The following is a 23,335-nucleotide window of genomic DNA, read 5'->3' as shown; positions in this document are numbered from 1 at the left end:
GATGATCGCTGACCCCTCTTCCCACACTCCCGACCCTTCTGATTCTCCTGCCTCTCCCGACTCGTTCGATGCGCGCCTGGAGCGTGCCCTGGCCAGCCTGCGTGGACTCGCCGTGGGCGACGCGCTGGGCTCCCAGTTCTTCGTCCCCGCGAACCACCCGCTGCTCAAGCGCCGCGAACTGCCCCCGACTCCCTGGCAGTGGACGGACGACACGGAGATGGCGTGCTCCGTGGTCGCCGTCCTGGCAGCCCACCGCCGAATCGACCAGGATGCCCTGGCGCATTCCTTCGCCGAACACCACGACTTCGACCGCGGCTACGGCCCCGCGGTGAACCGGCTGCTGCGCCTCGTCCGTGAAGGCGGTGACTGGCGCGAACTGTCCGCCGCGCTCTTCAACGGACAGGGGTCGTGGGGCAACGGTGCTGCAATGCGGATCGCACCCCTGGGCGCCTGGTACGCGGACGACCCCGAGCAGGCCACCCATCAGGCGGAGATCTCCGCCTACCCCACGCACCAGCACCGTGAGGCCGTGGTGGGTGCCATGGCCGTCGCCGCGGCCGCCGCGTTGGCTGCGGCTCCCGGCGGCCCGCCCAGTGCCGAGGCGCTCCTCGACGGCGTCATCGCGCTCGTACCGAAGAGCGCCGTCGGCGCGGGCCTGCGGCGCGCCCGGGACATGCTCGACTACGGCGATCCCGGCACCGTGGCGGCCGTCCTGGGCTGCGGACGCCGTACGTCCGCCCACGACACGGTCCCCTTCGCGCTCTGGTCGGCCGCGCGCGGCCTCGGCGACTACGAGGCGGCGTTCTGGGCCACCTCCCAGGTCGGCGGGGACGTGGACACCACCTGCGCCATCGTGGGCGGTGTGATCGCCGGCGAGAAGGCGGGGGCGCCGCCCGCCGAGTGGCTGGAGCGGACGGAGGCGCTGCCGGGCTGGGTTCCGACGTCCCTCTGACGTCCTCACCTCCTCGCCCGGGCAGCGCCGCCCAAATCCGATTCAAACTCTCCGTGCTCGTTGGGAACTCTCCGTGACCGCCCGCCCGTTGTCGTGGCAGTCGCTGTGCGGCACGGGAGTCCGCACAGACGGGACACGACAGCCGGGGGGTGTGGTCATGAGGTCCTCAATGGTGTCCGTGGGCCGGGCCCTGACCGGGCCCGGCCGGCGGTCAGGCGACTCCCGGACCCGCCGTGCCCGCGAGGGCGTCGAGGTCGCTCCTGCGGACCCGGATCACCAACCAGGCGGTGACGAGGGCGAGTACGGCCATCGCGGCGGCAGGGATGAAGGCCGTCGCGATGCCGTGCGCGAGCACCTCGTGTCCCCAAGGCGCGGGCAGTTGGTGCGACTTGGAGAAGGCCGCCTTCTGTCCCGCCGATCCGTCGGCCAGGAACTTCGGCAGCTGCTTCTTCGCCTCGTCCTTGCTGGCCGAGCCGAACACCGTGGTCAGGATGGACAGACCGAGCGAACCGCCCACCTGCTGCATGGCGTTGAGCAGCGCGGAGGCCGCGCCCGCCTCGTGCTGGGCGACACCGGAGACGGCGGTCACCGTCAGCGTCACGAAGTTCAGGCCCATCCCGAAGCCGAACACGAGCATCGGACCGAGCACTCCGCCGACGTACGAACTGTCCGAGCTGATGAGGGTCTGCCAGGCCAGCCCGATCACCGCGAGCGTCGAGCCCATGAGCATGAAGGGCCGTGGCCCGAGCACCGGCAGGAACCGCTGGGACAGACCCGCGCCGGCCGCGATCACGACCGTCACCGGCAGGAAGGCGAGCCCTGCCTGGATCGGGGTGTACCCCAGCACGTTCTGCACGAAGAGCACGATGTAGAAGAACATCCCGAACATTGCGGCGGCCAGGCTCAGCATGATCACGTAGGTGCCCGAGCGATTGCGGTCGGCGAACATCCTGAGCGGGGTGATCGGCTCCTTGGCCCGGGACTCGGTGACCACGAAGGCCAGCAGCAGGACGATCGCCGCTGCGAAGGAGCCGATGGTCAGGCCGTCGCGCCACCCCTTGTCCGCCGCGCGGATGAAGCCGTAGACGAGAGACGCCATGCCCGCCGTCGAGGTCATCGCGCCCGCGATGTCGAAGCGGCCGGTGTGCCGTTCGGACTCGTTGATGTACAGCGGTGTGAGGACGGCGATCAGTACGCCGATCGGCAGGTTGACGAAGAACACCCAGCGCCAGTCGAGCCACTCGGTGAGCATGCCGCCCGCGAGCAGACCGATCGCGCCGCCGCCCGCCGAGACCGCGGCGAAGACTCCGAACGCCCTGTTCCGCTCCGGCCCTTCGGGGAACGTGGTGGTGATGAGCGCCAGCGAGGTGGGCGACGCGATCGCGCCACCCATGCCCTGCAGGACGCGTGCGGCCAGCAACTGCCAGGGTTCCTGGGCGAGTCCGCCGAGCAGCGAGGCGAAGGTGAAGAGCAGGATGCCGGTGGTGAACACCCGTCGCCGGCCGAGGATGTCGCCGGCCCGACCGCCGAGAAGCAGCAGGCCGCCGAAGGTGAGCGTGTAGGCGCTGACGACCCAGGTGAGGTCGGTGGTGCTGAAACTGAGAGCGGCTTGAATGTGCGGGAGGGCGATGTTCACAATCGTCGCGTCGAGTACCACCATGAGTTGGCAGGCCGCGATGACTGCGAGCGCGATGCCGGGATGCCCCTCCCGGCGGGCCGCTCCTGGCTTGGGGTGCTGAATCAACTGAGAGGTTGTCACTATGGGTCCCCCACAAGTGTGTTAGTGAACGCTCGCGTTCACTGCCGCGTCAACGGTAGTGAGTCCCCAACAGAGAACGCAAGCGTTCACTTAACTCGCCTTCATGCGGCATCTCCCCGTCGCTGCCGCGTGACGCATCCTCGATCCCCGTCACCGATCCTCGGAATTCCCCATTCCACTGCTCGCTGGAGACACTCACATGGTTACTTCGGGCTGGACGGCCGCCCCCGCTCGGACGGCCTCCCTCCGACGTCGCGGTGCCGTGCTCGAACGCGCGATCCTGGACGCCGCGTTGGAGCAACTCGGCACGGTCGGATGGAACGCCCTTACGATGGAAGGCGTAGCCGCCGGCGCCCAGACCGGCAAGGCCGCGGTCTACCGGCGCTGGTCGTCCAAAGAAGACCTCGTCGCGGACGCGCTGCAGGCAGGGCTGCCGCGTCTGAACGAGGCGCCCGACCTCGGGAACGTGCGGGAGGACCTGCTGGCGTTGTGCGTGCAGGCGCGCGACGCGATGTATTCGCGCCCCGGATACGCCCTGCGCTCGGTCATTCACGAATGCGACACCGCCCAGGCGGAGCGCTTCCACGGCGTGATCTTCGAAGGGGTCGTGGAACCGACGATCCGACTGCTCGGGGAGGTGATCAACCGCGGAATAGAGCGCGGCGAGGTCCGCTCCGACGCCTCCAACGGCTATGTCCTGGACGCTGTCCCGGCGATGATGATGTACCGCTCGAAGATGTGCGGCAGTGAATGGATCGACCGTGACATCGAGGAAATGATCGACCAGTTGATGCTTCCGCTGCTCCGGCCCGGTGGTTCGTGAAGCCGAAGCGGGGCGGTCTTCAGGAGGCTTGGGGAAACCCGGGTGTCGCAGAGGGGTTCCGGGCGGCGTACCCTGAGCACGCCATGCCGTACGAACCACCCACTCACACCGTCGAGCGCTCACTGCGCGCCACGACTGGGGCCAAGGTCATTGCCGGCGTCGACGAGGTGGGGCGCGGTGCGTGGGCCGGTCCCGTCACCGTTTGCGCGGCGGTCACCGGACTGCGCCGCCCCCCCGAAGGCCTCACCGACTCCAAACTCATCGCGGTCAGACGACGCACCGAACTCGCCGAGGAACTTCGCAAGTGGGTCTCGGCGTACGCCCTGGGGCATGCCTCACATGAAGAGATCGACGAACTGGGGATGACGGCCGCGCTGCGGCTCGCCGCAGTGCGTGCTCTGGAGGCCTTGCCCGTTCGCCCCGACGCGGTCATCCTCGACGGGAAGCACGATTACCTCGGGGACCCCTGGCGGGTCCGTACGGTGATCAAGGGCGACCAGTCGTGCGTGGCGGTCGCGGCCGCTTCGGTGATCGCCAAGGTTCAGCGCGACAAAATGATGGCCGAACTGGGCATCGACCATGCAGACTTCGCTTTCGCGGCCAACGCCGGGTATCCCTCACCGGTGCACAAGGCCGCACTGGAGGAGCGGGGCCCCACCCCGTACCACCGGTTGTCGTGGGCGTATCTTGATGCGCTGCCCCAGTGGCGGCACCTCAAGAAGGCCCGCAGTTGGGCGGAGGGAAACGTTCCGAAGATCGAGGGCCAGCTCGGTTTCGACTTCTGACCGTTCCGCTCGCACTCATGTGCCACCCGCTGCCGCAAGCCGCACCAGCGTTTGATAAAAATCAGCTCATGCCTCTCATTCCCGAGGAGCCTCAGATTCACGAGAGTGCCCAGGGTCCCAGCGTCACTCCGGCCAGTGGCCGCGTCGCGCCGACCCCCCGCCCTGTACCCGGCCCCCGCCCCGCGGCTCCGTCGCGTCCCGGTCGCCCCGGCCCCCTGCGGCCCACGGCGCCTGCGCAACGCACGCCGCGTGACGTGGCCGTGGCCAAGCCCGGACCCTCGGGTCCGGCTGTTCCCGCCTCCTCCGACACCCCTGTGGCGACCCCGCAGATTCAGCTGATCCCGGCCTCGGCCGACGGTGCGCTGGACGCTGCCGAGGAAGCCGTGGACCTGCTTCTGGAGGCAGGTCGTGCCCCCAGTGACGTGCTGGTGATCACCACCGGCGAACCGCACCCGTGGGCAGCCCACGAGCTTTCCTTCGGTGAAGCCTCCTACTGGGCGCAGCACGACGCGCGCGACGACGTCTTCTACGCGGACGCCGCCGTCGTGGGGCGGGCGGCGTCCCGTCCCGTCGTCGTGGTCGCCGTCAACGGAGGCGCGGCCGACGTTGCCACCACCGTCCTGCCCCTGGCCCTCGGCCGGGCCGGCACCCTGCTGATCGTCTGCGGTGACCCGCAGCAGATCAACTCGGTGCTGGGCGCGGGCGTCTGAGCCCTTCCGGGAACTCCCGGAAGGCTCTCGGAGGGTGACGGCGGTCCGGTGAACGCCGTCGCGACGGTCTGTGCACGGAGACGCGTTCGGCGTGCGCGGATGTCTGGCGCGGCCAGTGAAGTGTGCCTGCCGGGGCTGTACCTCTGTCCCGTGCGCCTTGACCGGAGCGCGGGTGACTCGGCGTAGTACGGACTCCGCGGCGATGGCGCCAAGCGGTCCGGGCGCGGAGCCCGGACCGGGTTTCAGCGGGCCGCGGCGCGGCGCAGGACCTCCGAGGCTGCGCCGCCGGTGCGGGGCAGCAGAGGCGGTACCTCGGACATGGCGAAAGGTTCCGGCGCGGAGTCCGCGCTGGGCCTACGGCCGCCGCGCCCCTCGCCGAGCACCTGCCAGCCGTCACGCGTCAGCGTGATGTAGGCCCCGCAGCGCAGCCCGTGCAGGGTGCAGGCGTCACGCAGCCCCCACATCCACGCGCCGTCCTCCTCGGTCCAACGCGCGTCGCCCTCGCGGCAGTAGAGCAGCACGGCCGTACGCACCGGAGTACGGCGGCGCAGATCGTGCGGGATGACGCGGCGCAGCTGCGCGAGCAGCGCGTTGCGGAACATCCAGCCGTCGGCCGGGGCGGACCGCCGGACGAACGAGGCGCTCGCGAGCAGCCGCTCGTCCGGATCGAGGACGGCCACGATCGCCGTCGCCGGTCTGGGGCGATGCCGGGAGTGCAGCCCGCTGACGACCTCGCGGGGATTGCGCAGCAACGGGATTCCGGCGGCTGCCCATTCGGAGGGTTCGAGCAGACGGGCGAGGGGGTTGGCGGAAGCGGCGGACAGGTCGGCAGACGTCGACGTGGATGCCGCGGAGGACGGAGCGAATCCGAAGGTCACGGTCCTCCCTTCGGCTACGCGCCCACACTACGGGCGGGGTCGGATTCGGGGGAGCGCACACCGCAGCAGAGCCCTACCGGATCACGGACGAGCCGCGCGGGGAGCGGACTCCAATTCTTCCTGCCGAACTGGGATGCGGCAACGAGCAAATGGGGCCACCGACCGTTATCTGACGGACTGTGGCTTATATCCCTACCCAACGCGTCACCTGACGACGCCTGGGACATTCGGGCACGACACTTTCGTACGCCATTGAGGTGCGGAAGGTCCAGAGGGAGCCGGTCGGCCCGGGTGCGGGACGAGGGGCCGCGCGCTTCGCCGCGGCGGGGGATTGGGTCGTTGTCAGTGGCGTGCGGTTGCATGGGGGCATGAGCAACCAGGAGCTGCGTGCAGAAGCCGACGCCATCCTCGCCGAGCTGGTCGGTGATCAGAGCGGTACGGCGCGGCTGCGCGAGGACCAGTGGCAGGCGGTGGCTGCCCTGGTGGAGGAGCGCCGGCGCGCGCTGGTGGTGCAGCGCACCGGCTGGGGCAAGTCGGCGGTGTACTTCGTCGCCACCGCCCTGCTGCGCCGGCGCGGCGCCGGTCCTACGGTGATCATCTCGCCGCTGCTCGCGCTGATGCGCAACCAGGTCGAGTCGGCGGCGCGGGCCGGAATCCGGGCGCACACCATCAACTCGGCCAACCCCGAGGAGTGGGACGACATCTACGGAGAGGTCGAACGGGGCGAGACCGACGTTCTCCTGGTCAGTCCCGAACGGCTGAATTCCGTGGACTTCCGCGACCAGGTGCTGCCCAAGCTCGCCGCTACGACCGGCCTCCTGGTGGTCGACGAGGCGCACTGCATCTCCGACTGGGGACACGACTTCCGCCCCGACTACCGCAGGCTGCGGGCGATGCTCACCGAACTGCCCGCCGGCGTACCGGTACTGGCCACCACCGCGACCGCCAACGCGCGCGTGACCGCCGATGTGGCCGAGCAGTTGGGCACGGGCGCGGGGGAGGCCCTGGTGCTCCGCGGTCCGCTGGAGCGGGAGAGCCTGCGGCTGGGAGTGGTCCAACTGCCGGACGCCGCCCACCGTTTGGCGTGGCTCGCCGAGCACTTGGACGAGCTGACCGGCTCCGGGATCATCTACACGCTCACCGTGGCCGCCGCCGAGGAAGCCACCGCCTTCCTGCGCCAGCGCGGCTTCAAGGTGGCCTCGTACACCGGCAAGACGGAGAACGCCGACCGCCTCCAGGCTGAAGTCGACCTCCAGGAGAACCGGGTCAAGGCCCTGATCGCCACCTCGGCACTCGGCATGGGCTACGACAAGCCGGACCTGGGCTTCGTGGTCCACCTCGGCTCGCCCTCCTCGCCGATCGCCTACTACCAGCAGGTGGGCCGAGCGGGGCGCGGTGTGGCCCACGCCGATGTGCTGCTCCTCCCGGGCCGCGAGGACGAGGCCATCTGGCGCTACTTCGCCGATACGGCCTTCCCGCCCGAGACGCAGGTCCGGCAGACCCTCTCGGCCCTCGCCGACGCCGGACGCCCGCTGTCCGTGCCGGCCCTGGAGACGGCGGTCGACCTACGACGCGGTCGGCTGGAGACGATGCTGAAGGTCCTGGACGTCGACGGCGCGGTCAAGCGCGTGAAGGGCGGCTGGGCGGCCACGGGTGCGGAGTGGGTGTACGACGCCGAGCGGTACACCTGGGTGGCCAAGCAGCGGGCGGCCGAGCAGCAGGCCATGCGCGACTACGTGAGTACGGTCCAGTGCCGGATGGAGTTCCTGCGCCTGCAGTTGGACGACGAAGGCGCGGTGCCGTGCGGCCGGTGCGACAACTGCGCGGGCGCCTGGATCGATTCCTCGGTCTCAGCGGAGACGTTGACGGGGGCGACGAAGGAACTGGACCGCCCAGGCGTGGAGGTCGAACCGCGCCGTATGTGGCCGACCGGGATGGCCGCGCTGGGCGTCGACCTCAAGGGCCGTATCCCGGCGAAGGACCAGTGTTCCACCGGGCGCGCCCTGGGACGGCTCTCGGACATCGGCTGGGGCAACCGGCTGCGCCCACTTCTGGCCGAGAATGCGCCCGACGGTCCCGTCCCCGACGACGTCCTGAAAGCGGCGGTGGCGGTCCTCGCCGACTGGGCGCGCTCTCCGGGCGGTTGGGCACCGAACGCCGCGGACCCCTCCGCCCGGCCCGTGGGCGTCGTGGCCGTACCGTCCCTGGGCCGCCCGCAACTGGTCGGCTCCCTCGCCCAGGGCATCGCGACCATCGGCCGCCTCCCCCTCCTGGGCACCCTGACGTACACCGGACCGGACGGCACACACGCGGCACGCCGCAGCAACTCCGCCCAGCGCCTCAGGGCCCTGTCCGACGCCTTCGCCGTCTCGGGGGAACTGGCCGACGCGCTGGCCGCCTCTCCCGGGCCCGTCCTGCTCGTGGACGACTGCACCGACTCGGGCTGGACGCTCGCGGTTGCCGCCCGACTGCTCCGCAGGGCAGGCAGCGAACAGGTTCTTCCGCTGGTCCTGGCTGCGGCGGGCTGAGGTTTCGATTTCGGGACCTGGTCGTGGGTGACCTGCGTTCGGGGTGATGGCAGCCTGCGGGGGTGGTGATTCGCGCTGGGGTGGGGCGGGTTTCGGCGGCGGGGAATTGCCTTGCTCGGGACGAGCTTTGGCTGCGGCGCCTGAATCGCCTCGGTCGGCCCCTCCCCGCGGGGCGACCGCACTATCGCCGGGGACGGTCCGGATTTCCCGGTCAGGTGGGCCGACTTGACCCTGCCGAACCCCATGTGACGTGCACCTGCCCGGACTTATCCACAGGCCCAAGCGGAACTTCGTGATCCGCGAGATCGTCGACGCATGACGAACCACAGCGAAACGACCGGATCCTCCGAAAACGGCGACATCGACCCCACCGCGTACGACCGACACGGCAACCCCGAGCACCAGCTCACCTTGCGCACCCCTGCCGAACTCGCCGACGCCCTGCCCTATCTGCTCGGGTACCGCCCCGAGGACAGCATCGTCCTCGTCGCCCTGCACGATCGGGACGGCCGGGGCCGGTTCGGCGGCAGGGCCCGGCTCGGCATTCCCGCCGGCGCGGACGACTGGGCCTCCGTGGCACGGCAGTTGGCCCACGGCCTGGTGACCGGCAGCGAGCGCAGGGGAACCCGGCCCGAGCAGATGATCGCCTACGTCTGTCAGGAACCGGCGCCTGGAGAGTCGGGGCGTCAGGTCATGGAGCGCCTGCGCCCGCTCGTGCAGAAGCTGCGCACGGAGTGCGGTCGGTTGGACGTGACGGTGATCGAGGCGCTCTGCATCTCGGACGGCCGCTTCTGGTCGTACTGCTGCGCGGGCAAGGGGTGTTGCCCGGTCGACGGGTCTCCGATGGGCTTCCCCGGCACCTCCGTGCTGGCCGCTGCGGCGACCTACGCGGGACTCCAAGTGCGCGGCACGCTAAGGGAGTTGCGGGCCAGGCTGCAGCCCTGGGAAACGGCTATGGCACTTCGGCAGGAAGTCGCGCTGGACGCCGCCGGTATGACCCTGGTTCCCAGGATCCTCGACGACGCCAGCCGAGCGGACGTGGCGCAGGAGACCTTGGATCTGGCCCAGCGGATCATGAGGCGATTCGCCGCGGCACCGCACGTGTCTGGTGCCTTCCACTCGGACTTCCGCGACGACGCACTGCTCGCCCATGACGAAGCCGCCACGCTGATCCTCGGCCTCCAGGACCGCACGACCCGCGACCGCGCCGCCGAGTGGATGGAGGGCGACGACGCGCTACCGGCCCTGCGTCTCTGGCGCGCGCTGGCCCGCCGCTGCGTCGGACCGTACGGCGAACACGCCGCGGCTCCGCTCACCCTCGCCGGCTGGGTCGCCTGGTCGACCGGCGACGACCTGGAGGCAAGGGAGGCCCTGGCCATGGCCCTGGGCGCGGACCCCGACTACCTGTTCGCCCGCCTCTTGCACCAGGCCTGCAACGAGGGTCTGGACCCGGAGTCGATTCGGCGGTGTTTGCGCGCGGAGCGGGTGGGGCGGGCGGGGGTTGCGGGAGGTGGAGAGGGGTCGGGCGCGGGAGTTGGAAAGCTGGCGGGGGCCGGAGTGACGGGAGTTGGAAGGGCGACGGTTGTTGGAGAGGCGACGGGAGTTGCAGGTGCGGCGGGCGTCGGAGGGAAGGCCGGCGCTGGAGGTGCGGCGAGCTATGAAGCGATGACCGGAGCTGGAAGGGCGATGGGAGCCGGAGGGGCGACGGGAGTTGGAGAAGCGGCAGGCATCGGAGAGATGGCCGGCATTGGAAGGGTGGTGGGCGCTGGAGATGTGACGGGAGTTGCAGGCGCGGCGGGAGCTGGAGCGATGACGGGCACGGGAGGTGCTGTCAGCGGTGCGGCGACCGCTGACGATTCCGCACAACAGGACGCGAGTGGTCCCGTCGAAGGCCCTGCACCGGAGCCGGCCTCGCCCACGGCCTCTCGTCGTCGGCGACGCACACGCACGGCTGATGGAGCCGAGGGCCGTCCCCATCCCGCTGGCGTGAACGGCCGCCGATCCGGGACCGACGGATCCCGTCCGCGCACACCGGCGCAGGGCCCCACGCGCTCCGGCAGCACACGTCCGCGCACCTCGAAGAAGGCCGATTCGCGGCGCTACGACACCTGCTCGGAGGCGCCGCAGCCGGGGAGCAACGGCATTGAGGGGGACGGGTGATCAAGGTGTGGGGGAGTGGATGGCAGTCTCGCCGGTCTGGCGGTCGGCAGGGTGCGTTCGGAGCTTGGTTCCATGCTTGGCTCCGTCGGGGCGCCCAGCTGGCGGAGCTGACTCCACATGCGGTCAATGTCCTCAGCACGCGGACTGACGCCGGACTCGCTGAGGGGCACGCGGCGCGGGAAACGGGCGCGTGCGGCCAACCGACCGTGCGCCGGTTCGGTGGCCACCGGGACCGGCAGACCAGCGCCGGCTGTCCGCCTGCTCCGGCCTCTCCGCCGCGCCGCCATTCGGTCGGCTTCCCAGGCCGCAGGCGTGACCACGAGGAGCCCGGCTCCGTTCACCTGAGTGGCGGAACGCCTGAACGGGTCGTGTCGCCGGACAGCCCTTGTCCTCCCGGAACCCTCCATCCGGCGCCGAACACGTCTGAGGCGCACAGAGCGCAGAAGAAGCCGCCCATGCACCAGCCGACGCCCTCTGCCGCTGACGATCACGCTGACTCCGGTGTCCCCGAGCCGCGCCCGAGCCGAGGCACCAACCCGTCGCCGACGCACCAGGGCACCAGCTCCCCGCCGCCGTACACAGGCACAGGTACGTCCGATACGGGCACCGTCGACCCCGAGCACCCGCCGCAACCCTCCCATCCGCCGGCAGCAGGTTGGCCGCCCGGCCAGATCCGGCGCCCACCCCCGCCCCCGCCCGCATCCCCACGCCAGCCGTCTCCCGTCTCCTCACGTCGGCCCTCTTCCATCTCCCCGCCGCAAAGTCCACCGCCACCCCAGCCACCCCCGTCCCGCCCGACGCCTCGCCGCTCCCTCGAACTACCTCCCACCCACACCACCCTGATCTGCGTAGCTCTCCCGGGCTTCGCAGTCTCCACCGAGCAAGGGCAGCTGAACGGCCGGGGGTTGGAGGGTTTCTACCGCGCGGGGCGACGTGTGCTCTCCCGATGTCAGCTGCGAGTGGCCGGACGGGAACCACTGGCGGTGCAGGCCAGGATGACGGCCGCCGACCGAGCCCGTTTCGTAGGGACCATGCGGGTGTCCCCGGACTGCGGCCCGGACCCGGACCTCGTCGTCGAGCGGACCCGACATGCCGACGGCACTGAGCGCATCACCCTGCGCAGCGTCTCCTGGCGCCCGCTGCGCCTGCCGGTCGAGGTCGCGCTCGGCACCGACATGGCCGAGCTGGGCGCGATCGCCGCAGGCAGTGCAGGACCCGAACTGCCCGCCAGCGTCCACGACTCGGGCCTGCGCTGGTCCGGTCCCACCGGCAACTCGGCGGTCACAGCCGACCCTCCGCCCGCCGACGCGCTGGCTTCCGCAGGGCTTCTGCGCTGGGAGTTCGACCTGCCACCGGGCGGCACGGTGAGCGTGGAACTCCGGGTACGGACGGACGGCGCGAGACCGATCCGGGCGGTGGGCCACGGCGCGACGAGCCCCCTGGCCTCCGCACGGGCGACCGGCGACGACCCTCGAGTCCCAGTGCTCCTGCGGACCAGCATCGAGGATCTCCAGGCGCTGCTGATGCGCGACCCCGCGCACCCCTCCGACACGCATCTCGCGGCCGGCGCACCCTGGCGCTGCGGTCTGGCGCCGGCGGAGTCGCTCACGGCGGCGCGGATGACGCTGCCTCTCGGTACGCGGCTCGCCGCAGGCACGCTGCGGATCCTCGCCCGCACCCAACTCCAGCGCGCAGGAACACAGTTGGGCATGATTCCCGGACCGCGTCGTGACGCCGGCGCCCATCTGCCGCCGAGTTGCACGGGGACCGAGGCGACCCTGCTCTTCCCGGTGCTGCTCGCGGAGGCCCGCCGCTGGGGGCTCCCGGAGCAGGAGACACGGGAGTTGGTCCCGGCCGCCGAGCGCTGTCTGAGCTGGCTGCGGACCACCGTGGGCGACAGCACATATCTGCGCGACCCGCACCCGGGCGGACCCGTCCGCTGCGAGACGCAGGCCCACGCCCACCGGGCGGCACTGCTCGGTGCCGATCTGCTCGACGCGTTCGGCAGACCCGGTGGTGCGGAACTGCGGCAGTGGGCCCAGGAGTTACGCACCGCCTTCCGCGCGGACTTCTGGATCGGGGACCTGGGCGGCGGCCGCCCGGCAGCAGCCAGATCTCCGGACGGACGCCTCGTACCGCACCTCGGCGCGACCGGCGCCCACCTCCTCGACACCGGCCTCTTGGGTGGCGGTGAGTACGCGCCCGGCCTGCTGGACAAGGTGCGGGCCGAGCAACTCGCCCGGCTGCTCGGCGCCCCGGCCATGGACTCGGGCTGGGGACTGCGCGGCCTGGGTGTGAAGGAGCCGGGGTACAGCCCGTTCAGTCACCGGGGCGGAGCCGTGCGGGTGGCGGAGACGGCGATCGCCGTCGCGGGCCTGGCAGCCGCCGCGTACGAGAGGGAGGCGACCTCCCTGCTGCGGGGTGTCCTCGCCGCGGCCGAGGCGTTCGGACACCGGCTCCCCGAGATGTACGCGGGGGAGCAGCGCACGGACGGGAGCGCTCCCCTTCCGCACCCTGCGGCCTGCCGCCCGGCGGCCACGGCGGCGGCCGCCGGAGTGCTGCTGCTGACCACCCTCGCGGGCATCCGCCCCGACGCCCCCGCCCGCACGGTCACCCTCCGCCCGATGCGCAGCGCGCCCCTGGGCGAGATCGGCCTCACCGGGCTGCGGATCGCGGGCGCCCCCTTCGCCGTAAGGGTCGGCCGACTCGGTATCGCCATGGTCGAAGAGGCGGCTGACGGCCTGCAATTGGGAGCGTGACCTCGGAGGAGGCCGTATCGGAAGACGGCCGGAAACGGTAGGCGAGCCGCACATCGCACCGAAGTGGATCAGTCGCGGCGGTACCGGCGAAGGGAGTGTTTATCGTCAGGCAGACGACTATGATCGCCGCATGTCCTACGACCCGTCAGCGTATCCGCCCTTCGCCGTCACCGTGGACCTGGTCGTGCTGACCGTGCGCCGCCATGCTCTGTGCGGGCTGGCGGTACGCAGGGGTGAGCCGCCGTTCCAGGGGCGCTGGGCGCTGCCAGGCGGCTTCGTGCGGGCCGACGAGGACCTGTCGCAGGCCGCCGCGCGCGAACTGGCCGAGGAGACGGGACTGCGCGCCCACGACCCGGGCGTCCCCGCCCAGGACAACGGAGCACATCTGGAGCAGCTCGCGACGTACGGCGACCCCAAGCGCGACCCGCGGATGCGCGTCGTCAGCGTCGCCCACCTCGCGCTCGCTCCCGACCTGCCCGCACCACGCGCCGGTGGAGACGCCAGCAACGCACGCTGGGCGCCCGTCGAAGAGCTGCTGAAGCAGGGCGGGTTCGGACGCGACGGCGATCCGGTGGCGCCGCTCGCCTTCGACCACACGCAGATCCTGTCCGACGGGGTGGAGCGCGCCCGTTCGAAGATCGAGTACTCGTCCCTGGCGACGGCTTTCTGCCCCACCGAGTTCACCGTCGGCGAGCTGCGCCGCGTGTACGAGGCGGTGTGGGGCGTGGCGCTCGACCCGCGCAACTTCCACCGCAAGGTGACCGGCACGCCCGGGTTCCTCGTCCCGACGGGCGGTACGACGACCCGTCAGGGCGGCCGTCCCGCGCAGTTGTTCCGGGCCGGCGGGGCCACGCTGCTCAACCCGCCGATGCTGCGTCCCGAGGTGTGAGGTCGTAGCACCTCGTCGAAGTGACCGACCGAGGCGATCAACGGTTGCGGAGCGGGCCGTTCGGTGCCTGGAAAAACGGACATAGCGCGCTATCTTGCTGTGGGTGATCCAGGCCTTCGGACTGACCAGCAACGCCCGCAAGGAGCATCCGCCCGCCGTCGACGACGTCTCCTTCGAGGCACGTGCGGGCCGTGTCACCGCACTCCTCGGAGCACCGGGCGCGGGCAAGACGGCCGCGCTCGGGCTCATGCTCGAACTCCAACAGGGACGTGGAATCACCTACTTCAGGGGCCGTCCCCTGCACCGCATCGCCCACCCGTCGCGCGAGGTCGGCGTCCTCCTGGGCGATGTGCCGGGACATCCGGCCCGATCGGTCCGCGGCCACCTCCGGATGCTGTGTGCCGCGGCGGGCGTTCCGGCCCGGCGCGCCGACGAAGTCCTCGAAGTGGTCGGCATCGTCAGCCTGCGCGACGAACGCCTCGGCAGCCTCGCCCGCGGCATGGACCGCCGCCTCGGCCTTGCCTGCGCCCTGCTGTCCGACCCGCACACACTCGTGCTGGACGAACCCGCGGACGCCCTCTCCGCCCGCGAAAGCCGTTGGCTGTACGGCATGCTGCGCGCGCACGCGGCCCAGGGCGGCACGGTCCTGTTCACCACCGCCGACCCCAAGGAGGCCGCCCGCAGCGCCGATCGGGTCGTCACCCTGGAGCAGGGCAGACTCGTCGCCGACCAGGAGGCCGGAGACTTCGCCCGCACCCGGCTGCGCCCCCGCGTCGCCGTCCGCAGCCCACACGCCAACCGCCTCGCCGCCCTCCTCACCAAGGAGGCCCGCACCGCACACCGCTCAGTCGAAGTCGTACGCGAGGACGGCAACCGCCTTTCCGTGTACGGCAGTACCTGCGCCGACGTCGGCGAGACGGCGTTCCGGCACGACATCCTCGTCCACCAACTCGCGGACGAGATCGGGGACATGGGACCGGGCGCCGGAACGACCCTCCAGGGCGAGGCGGAATCCGTCGACGAGCCGCGAGTGCCTGACACCCCGTCGACAGCAGGGATGCCATCGGCCTGCAGTGACGTGCCACTCACCGGGCAACCGACGCGACTCACGGATGCGCCGCCCGTCGCCGAAGAACCACACCCCGTCGCCGAACCTCAACCGCCGTACGAGGCCCAGGCAACCGCTGAAAGCACCCCCACCACAAACTCCCGCCTCGTCCCCCTCATCGACCCCGAGGAGTCGGCCGACACCCGTCCCCGCACACGTGCCCCTCGCCCCTCCCAAGTCCTCACCCCCGACACCCTGTCCCCGCTCCCGCCCCCCATCTCCGTCCGCTCCGCCCCCAGCCCGCTTCGCCCGCTCCGCTACGAGCTGCGTCGGGCCGCCGGTATCGGCACCGGGTTTCTGACCGGGGCCGCCGTGCTCGCCGTGTCCGCGCTCACCGCGCTGCTGTTGGCCCGCATCGGGCACACTCCGCAGTCGCGTCTGCTGGCCGCGTGGCCGCGGGAGTTGCCCCTGCCGCCCGCGGCGCTCGGTGCGGGACTGCTCGGGGCGTTCGCGTTCGGTGACGAGTTCCGTCACCCCGCCCTGGCGGCGGACCGCGGCACCGTGCCCCGACGGATGGGGCTGCTCGTCGCGAAGCTCCTCGTCTCCGCGGCCACCGCACTGCTGCTGGCTTTTCTCACGGTGGGCTGCGACGCCGAAGTGCTCTATCTCGTCTACGGACGGGAGCTTGCGCAAGTTCCCGCGGACTGGCTTTCGATGGGCGCGAGTTGGATCGGCCTGGTCGTCGGCTGCGCCTGGGCCGGCGTTCTGGCGGCCGGCATCTTCCGGTCCACCACGGCGGGGCTCGCCGCGGTGGTCGCCGTACCGATTCTCGTCGTACCCCTCGTGCACAAGGCGTTGGAGGGGCCCGCCGTGCGGACCGCGGAAGGCTTCCCGATGCGGATGCACAAGGTGTTGCTGCTGCAGTGGCCCTTCGGAGGAGAGCGTTACCTGTCCGCGGCGGCGCGGATGATCGCCCAACCCGTGGGCGGGGCACTGGCGTTGTCGCTGACCGCTCTGCTCTGCGCGTATCTGCTCACGACCCTGCGTAGCAGGGTCCGATGACGAGCGTCCGTACCCTTCGGGGTGCCGCTCTGCGCACAACTCCCCGCAGAAAGCCCATTTCTTTCCGATAAGGCGTCAATTGCGACGGGGTGAGCGATCACCCTTTCGTGTGCTTTTCACCAAAGACCTCAAGGGAGTTGGGGACAGCGCCGACAAATGATCCGTGAGTACCCTTGCGCACACCATGATGACCGCCGCCCGCTCCGCAGACTCCGGTCTCGCCGGCCCGGGCGAACTCGACCGCTACCCCTATGCCGAGGCGCCCGTCACCGAGCGCCTCGGAGCCCCTTCCTGGGACGGTTCCGACCCCGAGCTGGGCCGCGTGGGCCGGCGTGCCGCGGGCAACCGCGGACGCGGGCTGCACGGCCAACTCGTCCAGCAACTGGGTCAGATGATCGTCTCCGGGGACCTGGGCGCCGACCGCCCGCTGGTGCCCGAGGAGATCGGCCAGCGTTTCGAGGTCTCCCGCACCGTCGTCCGCGAGTCGCTCCGTGTCCTGGAGGCCAAGGGCCTGGTCAGCGCCCGCCCGAACGTCGGCACGCGCGTGCGTCCCGTCAGTGACTGGAATCTCCTCGACCCGGACATCATCGAATGGCGCGCCTTCGGCCCGCAGCGCGACAACCAGCGCCGCGAGCTGAGCGAGCTGCGCTGGACGATCGAGCCGCTCGCCGCTCGCCTGGCCGCCGGCCACGGGCGCGAGGATGTCCAGCAGCGACTCTCCGACATGGTCGAGATCATGAGCCACGCCATGGGGCAGGGTGACGCGCTGACCTTCTCCCGCGCGGATGCCGAGTTCCACTCGCTGCTCATCCAGGTCGCGGGCAACCGGATGCTGGAGCACCTTTCCGGGATCGTCTCCTCGGCCCTCCATGTCTCCGGCGGACCGGTCACCGGCTGTGACCGCCCGACCGAGGCCTCCCTGGGGCACCACGCCCGGATCGTCGACGCCCTCGGCGCCGGCGACGGTGCGGCGGCCGAGGCGGCCATGCGGCAGCTGCTCATCGTGCACCCCGAGGTGGAGCGCGTGGTGCCCGCCCCGCGCGAGCACTGACGCGCACGGGATGGTCCGTGCGGTCGAGGTGTGCCGCGTTCTCGTGGCGGCGCCCGGCCGGGGCGCCCGTCTTCCGCCGGACCCCGCAGGATCCTCCAGGGAATCCGGCGGGGTCCGGCGGTGCGATGGGGTGTCGGATCTCCCTCAGGAGCGCCCGTCAAGGCCGTGGGTGACCTCTTCTGCCCGTGTCTGACCGTTTTTGAACGCTTACGGGGTGTGACTCGGGCCACGCAGATTGGGCGTAACGCTCGCGGGCACTGCGCGATGACCTAAGAGGTGACAGCCGCGGAAGGGAATACGGACGCCGTTCGAGGCGCTGTGTTTCTTCCCGGCCCCAGCCCGCGCCGTCGGCCCATCCCCAAGTCGGCGGTCGTCGGTTCCTGTCCGTACCGGACGGGGCCGGAAGCCGTTTTCCATCGTTCCGAGAGGTTGTTCGTGTCGGCCAGCACATCCCGTACGCTCCCGCCGGAGATCGCCGAGTCCGTCTCTGTCATGGCGCTCATCGAGCGGGGAAAGGCTGAGGGGCAGATCGCCGGCGATGACGTGCGTCGGGCCTTCGAAGCTGACCAGATTCCGGCCACTCAGTGGAAGAACGTACTGCGCAGCCTCAACCAGATCCTCGAGGAAGAGGGTGTGACGCTGATGGTCAGTGCCGCGGAGCCCAAGCGCACCCGAAAGAGCGTCGCAGCGAAGAGTCCGGCCAAGCGCACCGCCACCAAGACGGTCGCCGCGAAGACGGTGACCGCCAAGAAGGCCACCGCCACCGCCACGCCGGCGGCCTCCGTCGCCGACGCTTCCGTCGAGGACGACGCCGCGCAGAAGGTCGCTGCCAAGAAGACCGCGCCCGCCAAGAAGGCGGTCGCCAAGAAGGTCGCCGCCAAGAAGACGACGGCGGCGGCCAAGAAGACCAGCGCCAAGAAGGACGACGCCGAGGTCGTCGACGAAGAGGCGACCGAGGAGACCCCCGGCAAGACCGGGGACGAGCCCGAGGGTGCCGAGAGCGCCGGGTTCGTGCTCTCCGACGAGGACGAGGACGACGCGCCCGCGCAGCAGGTCGCCGCCGCCGGTGCCACCGCCGACCCCGTCAAGGACTACCTCAAGCAGATCGGCAAGGTCCCCCTCCTCAACGCCGAGCAGGAGGTCGAGCTCGCCAAGCGCATCGAGGCCGGTCTGTTCGCCGAGGACAAGCTGGCCAACGCCGACAAGCTCGCCCCCAAGCTCAAGCGCGAGCTGGAGATCATCGCCGAGGACGGCCGCCGCGCCAAGAACCACCTCCTGGAGGCCAACCTCCGTCTGGTGGTCTCCCTGGCCAAGCGCTACACCGGTCGCGGCATGCTCTTCCTGGACCTCATCCAGGAGGGCAACCTCGGTCTGATCCGCGCGGTCGAGAAGTTCGACTACACCAAGGGCTACAAGTTCTCCACGTACGCCACCTGGTGGATCCGTCAGGCGATCACCCGCGCGATGGCCGACCAGGCCCGCACCATCCGTATCCCGGTGCACATGGTCGAGGTCATCAACAAGCTCGCGCGCGTGCAGCGCCAGATGCTCCAGGACCTGGGCCGCGAGCCCACCCCGGAGGAGCTGGCCAAGGAACTCGACATGACCCCGGAGAAGGTCATCGAGGTCCAGAAGTACGGCCGCGAGCCCATCTCCCTGCACACCCCTCTGGGTGAGGACGGCGACAGCGAGTTCGGTGACCTCATCGAGGACTCCGAAGCCGTCGTCCCGGCCGACGCGGTCAGCTTCACCCTCCTCCAGGAGCAGCTGCACTCCGTCCTGGACACCCTGTCCGAGCGCGAGGCCGGCGTGGTCTCGATGCGCTTCGGTCTCACCGACGGTCAGCCGAAGACCCTCGACGAGATCGGCAAGGTGTACGGGGTCACCCGTGAGCGCATCCGCCAGATCGAGTCCAAGACCATGTCGAAGCTGCGCCACCCGTCGCGTTCGCAGGTGCTGCGCGACTACCTCGACTAGGTCGTAGTCGTACGACACGGAAGGCCCGGTTTCCCCTCAGGGGGCCGGGCCTTCGTGCTGGCCGCAGGTGCGGCGCGCCGCGTGCTGGATCACTCTGGGTCTCCCACGACCATCCCAGAGTGAGGAACGTGCATGCGTCGTCCCCTTGCCCGGGCGCTGACCCGGCCGTTGGTCCTGGCGGCTGCCGCGTCCGCCATACCGCTGGTCTCCGCGTCCCCCGTGGCCGCCGACAGCATCGTCGTCGGCGGCTTCCCGGTCGATGTCTCCGTGAGCCCCTGGACGGTGGCGCTGTCCAGCCGTGACCGGTTCGGGGGTACCCGGGCGGGGCAGTTCTGCGGCGGTGTGGCCGTGGACCGGACCGTCGTGCTGACCGCGGCCCACTGCATGGGTGACGACGTTCTGGGGGCGCCGCCGCACCGGGCGACCGACCTCAAGGCCATCGCGGGCCGTACGGACCTGCTGTCGGACCGGGGCCAGGAGATCGCCGTACGCGATGTGTGGGTCAATCCGGAGTACGACCCCGCCAGCAACGCCGGCGACTTCGCCGTGCTCACCCTCGCCGATCCGCTGCCCCAGAGTTCGGTCGTCAAGATGGCGGCCGCGGGCGACACGGCCTACCGAGCGGGCACGGCGGCCACGGTCTACGGCTGGGGCGATCTCACCGGCAGCGGTGACTACGCGGGCAGCCTGCACGCGGCGCGCCTGCACGTGCTGTCCGACGCGCAGTGCGAGGAGGCCTATCCGGCCGGTGCCGACGGCTCCTACCTCCCCGAGTCCATGCTCTGCGCCGGAGAGGCTCAGGGAGGCCGTGACGCCTGCCAGGGGGACAGTGGTGGGCCGCTGGTCGCCCAGGGCCGACTGATCGGGCTGGTGTCGTGGGGCAGCGGGTGCGGGCGGGCCGGGAGCCCTGGCGTCTACACCAGGGTGTCGGACGTCCTGCGGACACTGGGCCGCCACCGCGGCTCGCCAGGGCCGCACAAGGGCGCCTGACGGCGTCTGAGAGGCATCTGCGGGTATGAAGACGGGCGGCCCCGCTCCTGTGGTTCAGGAGCGGGGCCGCCCGTCGCCGGCCTGGGCCGGTGCTGGCTCGTCGTGGACGCGATGTGTCAGCGGTCTTCTTCAGGAGCGCTTGCTGCTGGAGCGGAGGTCAGCCGCTCCGACTCGTCCTGTATCTCAGCGGCGATCTTCTTGAGTTCCGGCTCGAACTTGCGGCCGTGGTGGGCGCAGAAGAGCAGTTCTCCGCCGCTCAGCAGGACGACGCGCAGGTATGCCTGGGCGCCGCAGCGGTCGCAGCGATCGGCGGCCGTCAGTGGGCTCGCGGGGGTCAGAACAGTAGTCACGTCGCCTCTTCTCTAGCTCGACGAGCTGTCGTACCAGGGTCAACATCCAACCAGGCCGAAAACGTTCCCGCTCGTGGCCTTTTCTCGAAAAATTCTTCCGGGGCGGCTGTCTGCTGCCGGTTGGCGGCGAATGTGCCGTATTGCGTGTCTATGTGTCTGTACGGGTTCGCGCTGTGGGGTCAGGGTCGGGTCCACCCGGCTGGATTGCCGGTTGTTCATGAGGACGTGCCCGGAGCCTAAATGGTTCATGCCCCGAAGGGAACGTGATATGTACTTCACTCCATCGAGGGATCGAACAGGTATACGACCCTGGACTAGTGTGAGGAGGAGACGAGGGTGGCGTTACAACGGCTCTACCAGGCCTCGGTACCCTCTGAGCGGCAACCGAAGCCGGGCCCTTACCCAAAAGGGCCTCATCTGAAATTCAGCGAGGAGCGAACCGCGTGACCGCCGAAACGTCCGTGCCGTCGACAGCGCTGCTGGCAGGAGCAGACCGGGACGGTTCCAACTACACCGCGCGGCACCTGCTCGTCCTTGAGGGGCTAGAGGCCGTACGCAAGCGCCCGGGCATGTACATCGGGTCGACCGATAGTCGTGGCCTGATGCACTGTCTGTGGGAGATCATCGACAACTCCGTGGACGAGGCCCTCGGGGGCTACTGCGACCACATCGAGGTGATCCTGCACGACGACGCCTCGGTGGAGGTCCGGGACAACGGCCGGGGCATCCCGGTCGACGTCGAGCCCAAGACCGGCCTCTCCGGTGTCGAGGTCGTCATGACCAAGCTGCACGCCGGCGGCAAGTTCGGCGGCGGCTCGTACGCCGCCTCCGGCGGTCTGCACGGCGTGGGCGCCTCCGTGGTGAACGCCCTGTCCGCGCGGCTGGACGTCGAGGTCGACCGCAGCGGCAACACCCACGCCATCAGCTTCCGGCGCGGTGTGCCGGGTTCCTTCACGAACGCCGGTCCGGACGCCACGTTCGAGCCTGGCGGCCTGCGCAAGACCAAGCGGATTCCCAAGACCCGCACCGGCACGCGCGTGCGCTACTGGGCCGACCGTCAGATCTTCCTCAAGGACGCCAAGCTCTCGCTGGAGGGCCTGCACCAGCGGGCCCGGCAGACCGCGTTCCTGGTGCCCGGGCTGACCATCGTCGTCCGCGACGAGTACGGCCTCGGTGAAGGCGGCAGCAAGGGGGAGGAGTCCTTCCGCTTCGACGGCGGCATCAGTGAGTTCTGCGAGTACCTGGCGAGCGACAAGCCGGTCTGCGACGTACTGCGCCTGTCGGGCCAGGGCAGCTTCAAGGAGACGGTGCCCGTCCTGGACGACCACGGCCAGATGACGCCCACCGAGGTCACCCGGGAACTCGGCGTCGACATCGCGATGCGCTGGGGGACCGGTTACGACACGACGTTCAGGTCGTACGTGAACATCATCGCCACCCCCAAGGGCGGCACCCACGTCGCCGGCTTCGAGCAGGCTGTCGTCAAGACGATGAACGAGGTGGCGCGCGCCAAGAAGCTGCTGCGCGTCGCCGAGGACGACGTCGTCAAGGACGACGCCCTGGAGGGCCTCACCGCCGTCGTCACCGTCCGGCTCGCCGAACCGCAGTTCGAGGGTCAGACCAAGGAGGTGCTCGGTACGTCGGCGGCCCGCCGGATCGTCGCCAACGTGGTCGCCAAGGAGCTCAAGGACTTCCTGACCTCGACGAAGCGTGACGCGGCGGCCCAGGCCCGCGTGGTCATGGAGAAGGCCGTCGCCGCCGCCCGCACGCGTATCGCGGCCCGGCAGCACAAGGACGCGCAGCGCCGCAAGACGGCCCTGGAGTCCTCCTCGCTGCCCGCCAAGCTCGCCGACTGCCGCAGCGACGACGTCGAGCGCAGCGAGCTGTTCATCGTCGAGGGAGACTCCGCGCTCGGTACGGCCAAGCTCGCCCGGAACTCCGAGTTCCAGGCGCTGCTGCCGATCCGCGGCAAGATCCTCAACGTCCAGAAGTCGTCCGTCACCGACATGCTGAAGAACGTTGAGTGCGGGGCGATCATCCAGGTCATAGGAGCGGGGTCGGGCCGTACCTTCGACATCGACGCGGCCCGCTACGGCAAGATCATCATGATGACCGACGCCGATGTGGACGGTTCCCACATCCGGTGCCTGCTCCTGACCCTGTTCCAGCGCTACATGCGGCCCATGGTCGAGGCCGGCCGGGTGTTCGCCGCGGTGCCGCCGCTGCACCGCATCGAACTTGTCCAGCCCAAGAAGGGCCAGGACAAGTACGTCTACACGTACTCGGACCGTGAGCTGCGCGAGAAGATGCTGGAGTTCCAGAGGAAAGGCGTCCGGTACAAGGACTCCATCCAGCGCTACAAGGGTCTCGGTGAGATGGACGCCGACCAGCTGGCCGAGACGACGATGGACCCCCGCCACCGCACCCTGCGCCGGATCAACCTCTCCGACCTGGACGCGGCCGAGCAGGTCTTCGATCTGCTCATGGGCAACGACGTGGCCCCGCGCAAGGAGTTCATCTCCAGCTCGGCCGCGACGCTGGACCGGTCGCGGATCGACGCCTGACCGCACGACCGGGCCCGGGTTCGACCTGGGCCCGGACTCGGGTCCGACCC

At 70.4% G+C, this 23,335-nt stretch carries 16 protein-coding genes; 13 read left to right on the top strand and 3 right to left on the bottom strand.

The features are described from left to right. Position 1: 1 nt before the first annotated feature. Positions 2 to 952, top strand: coding sequence for an ADP-ribosylglycohydrolase family protein (locus tag OG226_RS14825; protein WP_329349204.1), 951 nt, complete (start codon positions 2 to 4; stop codon positions 950 to 952). A gap of 211 nt (positions 953 to 1,163) precedes the next feature. Here the strand turns inward: OG226_RS14825 and OG226_RS14820 are convergent, their stop codons facing one another. After that, complete coding sequence (locus OG226_RS14820; protein WP_329349203.1) at positions 1,164 to 2,711, bottom strand: MFS transporter; 1,548 nt, start codon at positions 2,709 to 2,711, stop codon at positions 1,164 to 1,166. A gap of 199 nt (positions 2,712 to 2,910) precedes the next feature. Here OG226_RS14820 and OG226_RS14815 point away from each other — a divergent pair, with 199 nt between their 5' ends. The 3 genes from OG226_RS14815 (at position 2,911) to OG226_RS14805 (ending at position 5,029) form a co-directional block, all read left to right on the top strand. Next, positions 2,911 to 3,534, top strand: a complete 624-nt coding sequence (locus OG226_RS14815; protein ID WP_328678068.1) for a TetR/AcrR family transcriptional regulator — start codon at positions 2,911 to 2,913, stop codon at positions 3,532 to 3,534. A gap of 83 nt (positions 3,535 to 3,617) precedes the next feature. Continuing rightward, positions 3,618 to 4,319, top strand: coding sequence for a ribonuclease HII (locus OG226_RS14810; RefSeq protein WP_328678066.1), 702 nt, complete (start codon positions 3,618 to 3,620; stop codon positions 4,317 to 4,319). A 68-nt stretch (positions 4,320 to 4,387) separates the two neighbouring features. Further along, positions 4,388 to 5,029, top strand: coding sequence for a hypothetical protein (locus OG226_RS14805; RefSeq protein ID WP_329349202.1), 642 nt, complete (start codon positions 4,388 to 4,390; stop codon positions 5,027 to 5,029). Between the two features lie 242 nt (positions 5,030 to 5,271). On the opposite strand, the gene OG226_RS14800 is transcribed toward OG226_RS14805, so the two are convergent. Beyond that, positions 5,272 to 5,907, bottom strand: coding sequence for a hypothetical protein (locus OG226_RS14800; RefSeq protein ID WP_329349201.1), 636 nt, complete (start codon positions 5,905 to 5,907; stop codon positions 5,272 to 5,274). Positions 5,908 to 6,275: 368 nt separating this feature from the next. Here OG226_RS14800 and OG226_RS14795 point away from each other — a divergent pair, with 368 nt between their 5' ends. From OG226_RS14795 to OG226_RS14760, 8 genes are all read left to right on the top strand, one after another. Further along, on the top strand, positions 6,276 to 8,435 hold the full coding sequence (locus tag OG226_RS14795) for a RecQ family ATP-dependent DNA helicase (protein ID WP_328678062.1): 2,160 nt from the start codon (positions 6,276 to 6,278) through the stop codon (positions 8,433 to 8,435). A gap of 315 nt (positions 8,436 to 8,750) precedes the next feature. Then, positions 8,751 to 10,595 (top strand): DUF4192 domain-containing protein, encoded by a 1,845-nt coding sequence (locus OG226_RS14790; RefSeq protein WP_329349200.1) that lies wholly within the window; start codon positions 8,751 to 8,753, stop codon positions 10,593 to 10,595. A 455-nt stretch (positions 10,596 to 11,050) separates the two neighbouring features. Further along, entirely contained in the window at positions 11,051 to 13,354 is a 2,304-nt protein-coding gene (locus tag OG226_RS14785) for a glycogen debranching N-terminal domain-containing protein (protein WP_329349199.1), read from the top strand. 130 nt (positions 13,355 to 13,484) lie between these two features. Next, a complete protein-coding gene (locus tag OG226_RS14780) occupies positions 13,485 to 14,243 on the top strand; it encodes an NUDIX hydrolase (protein WP_328678059.1) in 759 nt (252 codons plus the stop codon). A 103-nt stretch (positions 14,244 to 14,346) separates the two neighbouring features. Further along, positions 14,347 to 16,353 (top strand): ABC transporter ATP-binding protein, encoded by a 2,007-nt coding sequence (locus OG226_RS14775; RefSeq protein WP_329349198.1) that lies wholly within the window; start codon positions 14,347 to 14,349, stop codon positions 16,351 to 16,353. 163 nt (positions 16,354 to 16,516) lie between these two features. Next, on the top strand, positions 16,517 to 17,404 hold the full coding sequence (locus OG226_RS14770) for a FadR/GntR family transcriptional regulator (protein WP_328678055.1): 888 nt from the start codon (positions 16,517 to 16,519) through the stop codon (positions 17,402 to 17,404). A gap of 435 nt (positions 17,405 to 17,839) precedes the next feature. Next, on the top strand, positions 17,840 to 19,381 hold the full coding sequence (locus tag OG226_RS14765) for an RNA polymerase sigma factor (protein ID WP_328678053.1): 1,542 nt from the start codon (positions 17,840 to 17,842) through the stop codon (positions 19,379 to 19,381). Between the two features lie 132 nt (positions 19,382 to 19,513). Further along, complete coding sequence (locus OG226_RS14760) at positions 19,514 to 20,371, top strand: S1 family peptidase (RefSeq protein WP_328678051.1); 858 nt, start codon at positions 19,514 to 19,516, stop codon at positions 20,369 to 20,371. A 116-nt stretch (positions 20,372 to 20,487) separates the two neighbouring features. On the opposite strand, the gene OG226_RS14755 is transcribed toward OG226_RS14760, so the two are convergent. Then, complete coding sequence (locus tag OG226_RS14755) at positions 20,488 to 20,721, bottom strand: DUF7455 domain-containing protein (RefSeq protein ID WP_033283991.1); 234 nt, start codon at positions 20,719 to 20,721, stop codon at positions 20,488 to 20,490. A gap of 443 nt (positions 20,722 to 21,164) precedes the next feature. On the opposite strand from OG226_RS14755, the gene OG226_RS14750 reads away from it, so the two are divergent. Then, complete coding sequence (locus tag OG226_RS14750; protein WP_328678046.1) at positions 21,165 to 23,285, top strand: DNA gyrase/topoisomerase IV subunit B; 2,121 nt, start codon at positions 21,165 to 21,167, stop codon at positions 23,283 to 23,285. The last annotated feature ends 50 nt before the right edge of the window (positions 23,286 to 23,335 follow it).

The sequence above is a fragment of the Streptomyces sp. NBC_01261 genome (genome assembly GCF_036226385.1).
Classification (GTDB): domain Bacteria; phylum Actinomycetota; class Actinomycetes; order Streptomycetales; family Streptomycetaceae; genus Streptomyces.
The sequence above is the reverse complement of the archived record's forward strand: the minus strand, read 5'-3'. Positions and strand labels throughout refer to the sequence as shown.

What these genes read in the sequence shown, in the direction of transcription:
- OG226_RS14795 (WP_328678062.1), top strand. Translation starts at nt 6,276, where the DNA reads ATGAGCAACCAGGAGCTGCGTGCAGAAGCCGACGCCATCCTCGCCGAG.
- OG226_RS14785 (WP_329349199.1), top strand. Translation starts at nt 11,051, where the DNA reads ATGCACCAGCCGACGCCCTCTGCCGCTGACGATCACGCTGACTCCGGT.
- OG226_RS14780 (WP_328678059.1), top strand. Translation starts at nt 13,485, where the DNA reads ATGTCCTACGACCCGTCAGCGTATCCGCCCTTCGCCGTCACCGTGGAC.
- OG226_RS14760 (WP_328678051.1), top strand. Translation starts at nt 19,514, where the DNA reads ATGCGTCGTCCCCTTGCCCGGGCGCTGACCCGGCCGTTGGTCCTGGCG.
- OG226_RS14790 (WP_329349200.1), top strand. Translation starts at nt 8,751, where the DNA reads ATGACGAACCACAGCGAAACGACCGGATCCTCCGAAAACGGCGACATC.
- OG226_RS14805 (WP_329349202.1), top strand. Translation starts at nt 4,388, where the DNA reads ATGCCTCTCATTCCCGAGGAGCCTCAGATTCACGAGAGTGCCCAGGGT.
- OG226_RS14810 (WP_328678066.1), top strand. Translation starts at nt 3,618, where the DNA reads ATGCCGTACGAACCACCCACTCACACCGTCGAGCGCTCACTGCGCGCC.
- OG226_RS14815 (WP_328678068.1), top strand. Translation starts at nt 2,911, where the DNA reads ATGGTTACTTCGGGCTGGACGGCCGCCCCCGCTCGGACGGCCTCCCTC.
- OG226_RS14825 (WP_329349204.1), top strand. Translation starts at nt 2, where the DNA reads ATGATCGCTGACCCCTCTTCCCACACTCCCGACCCTTCTGATTCTCCT.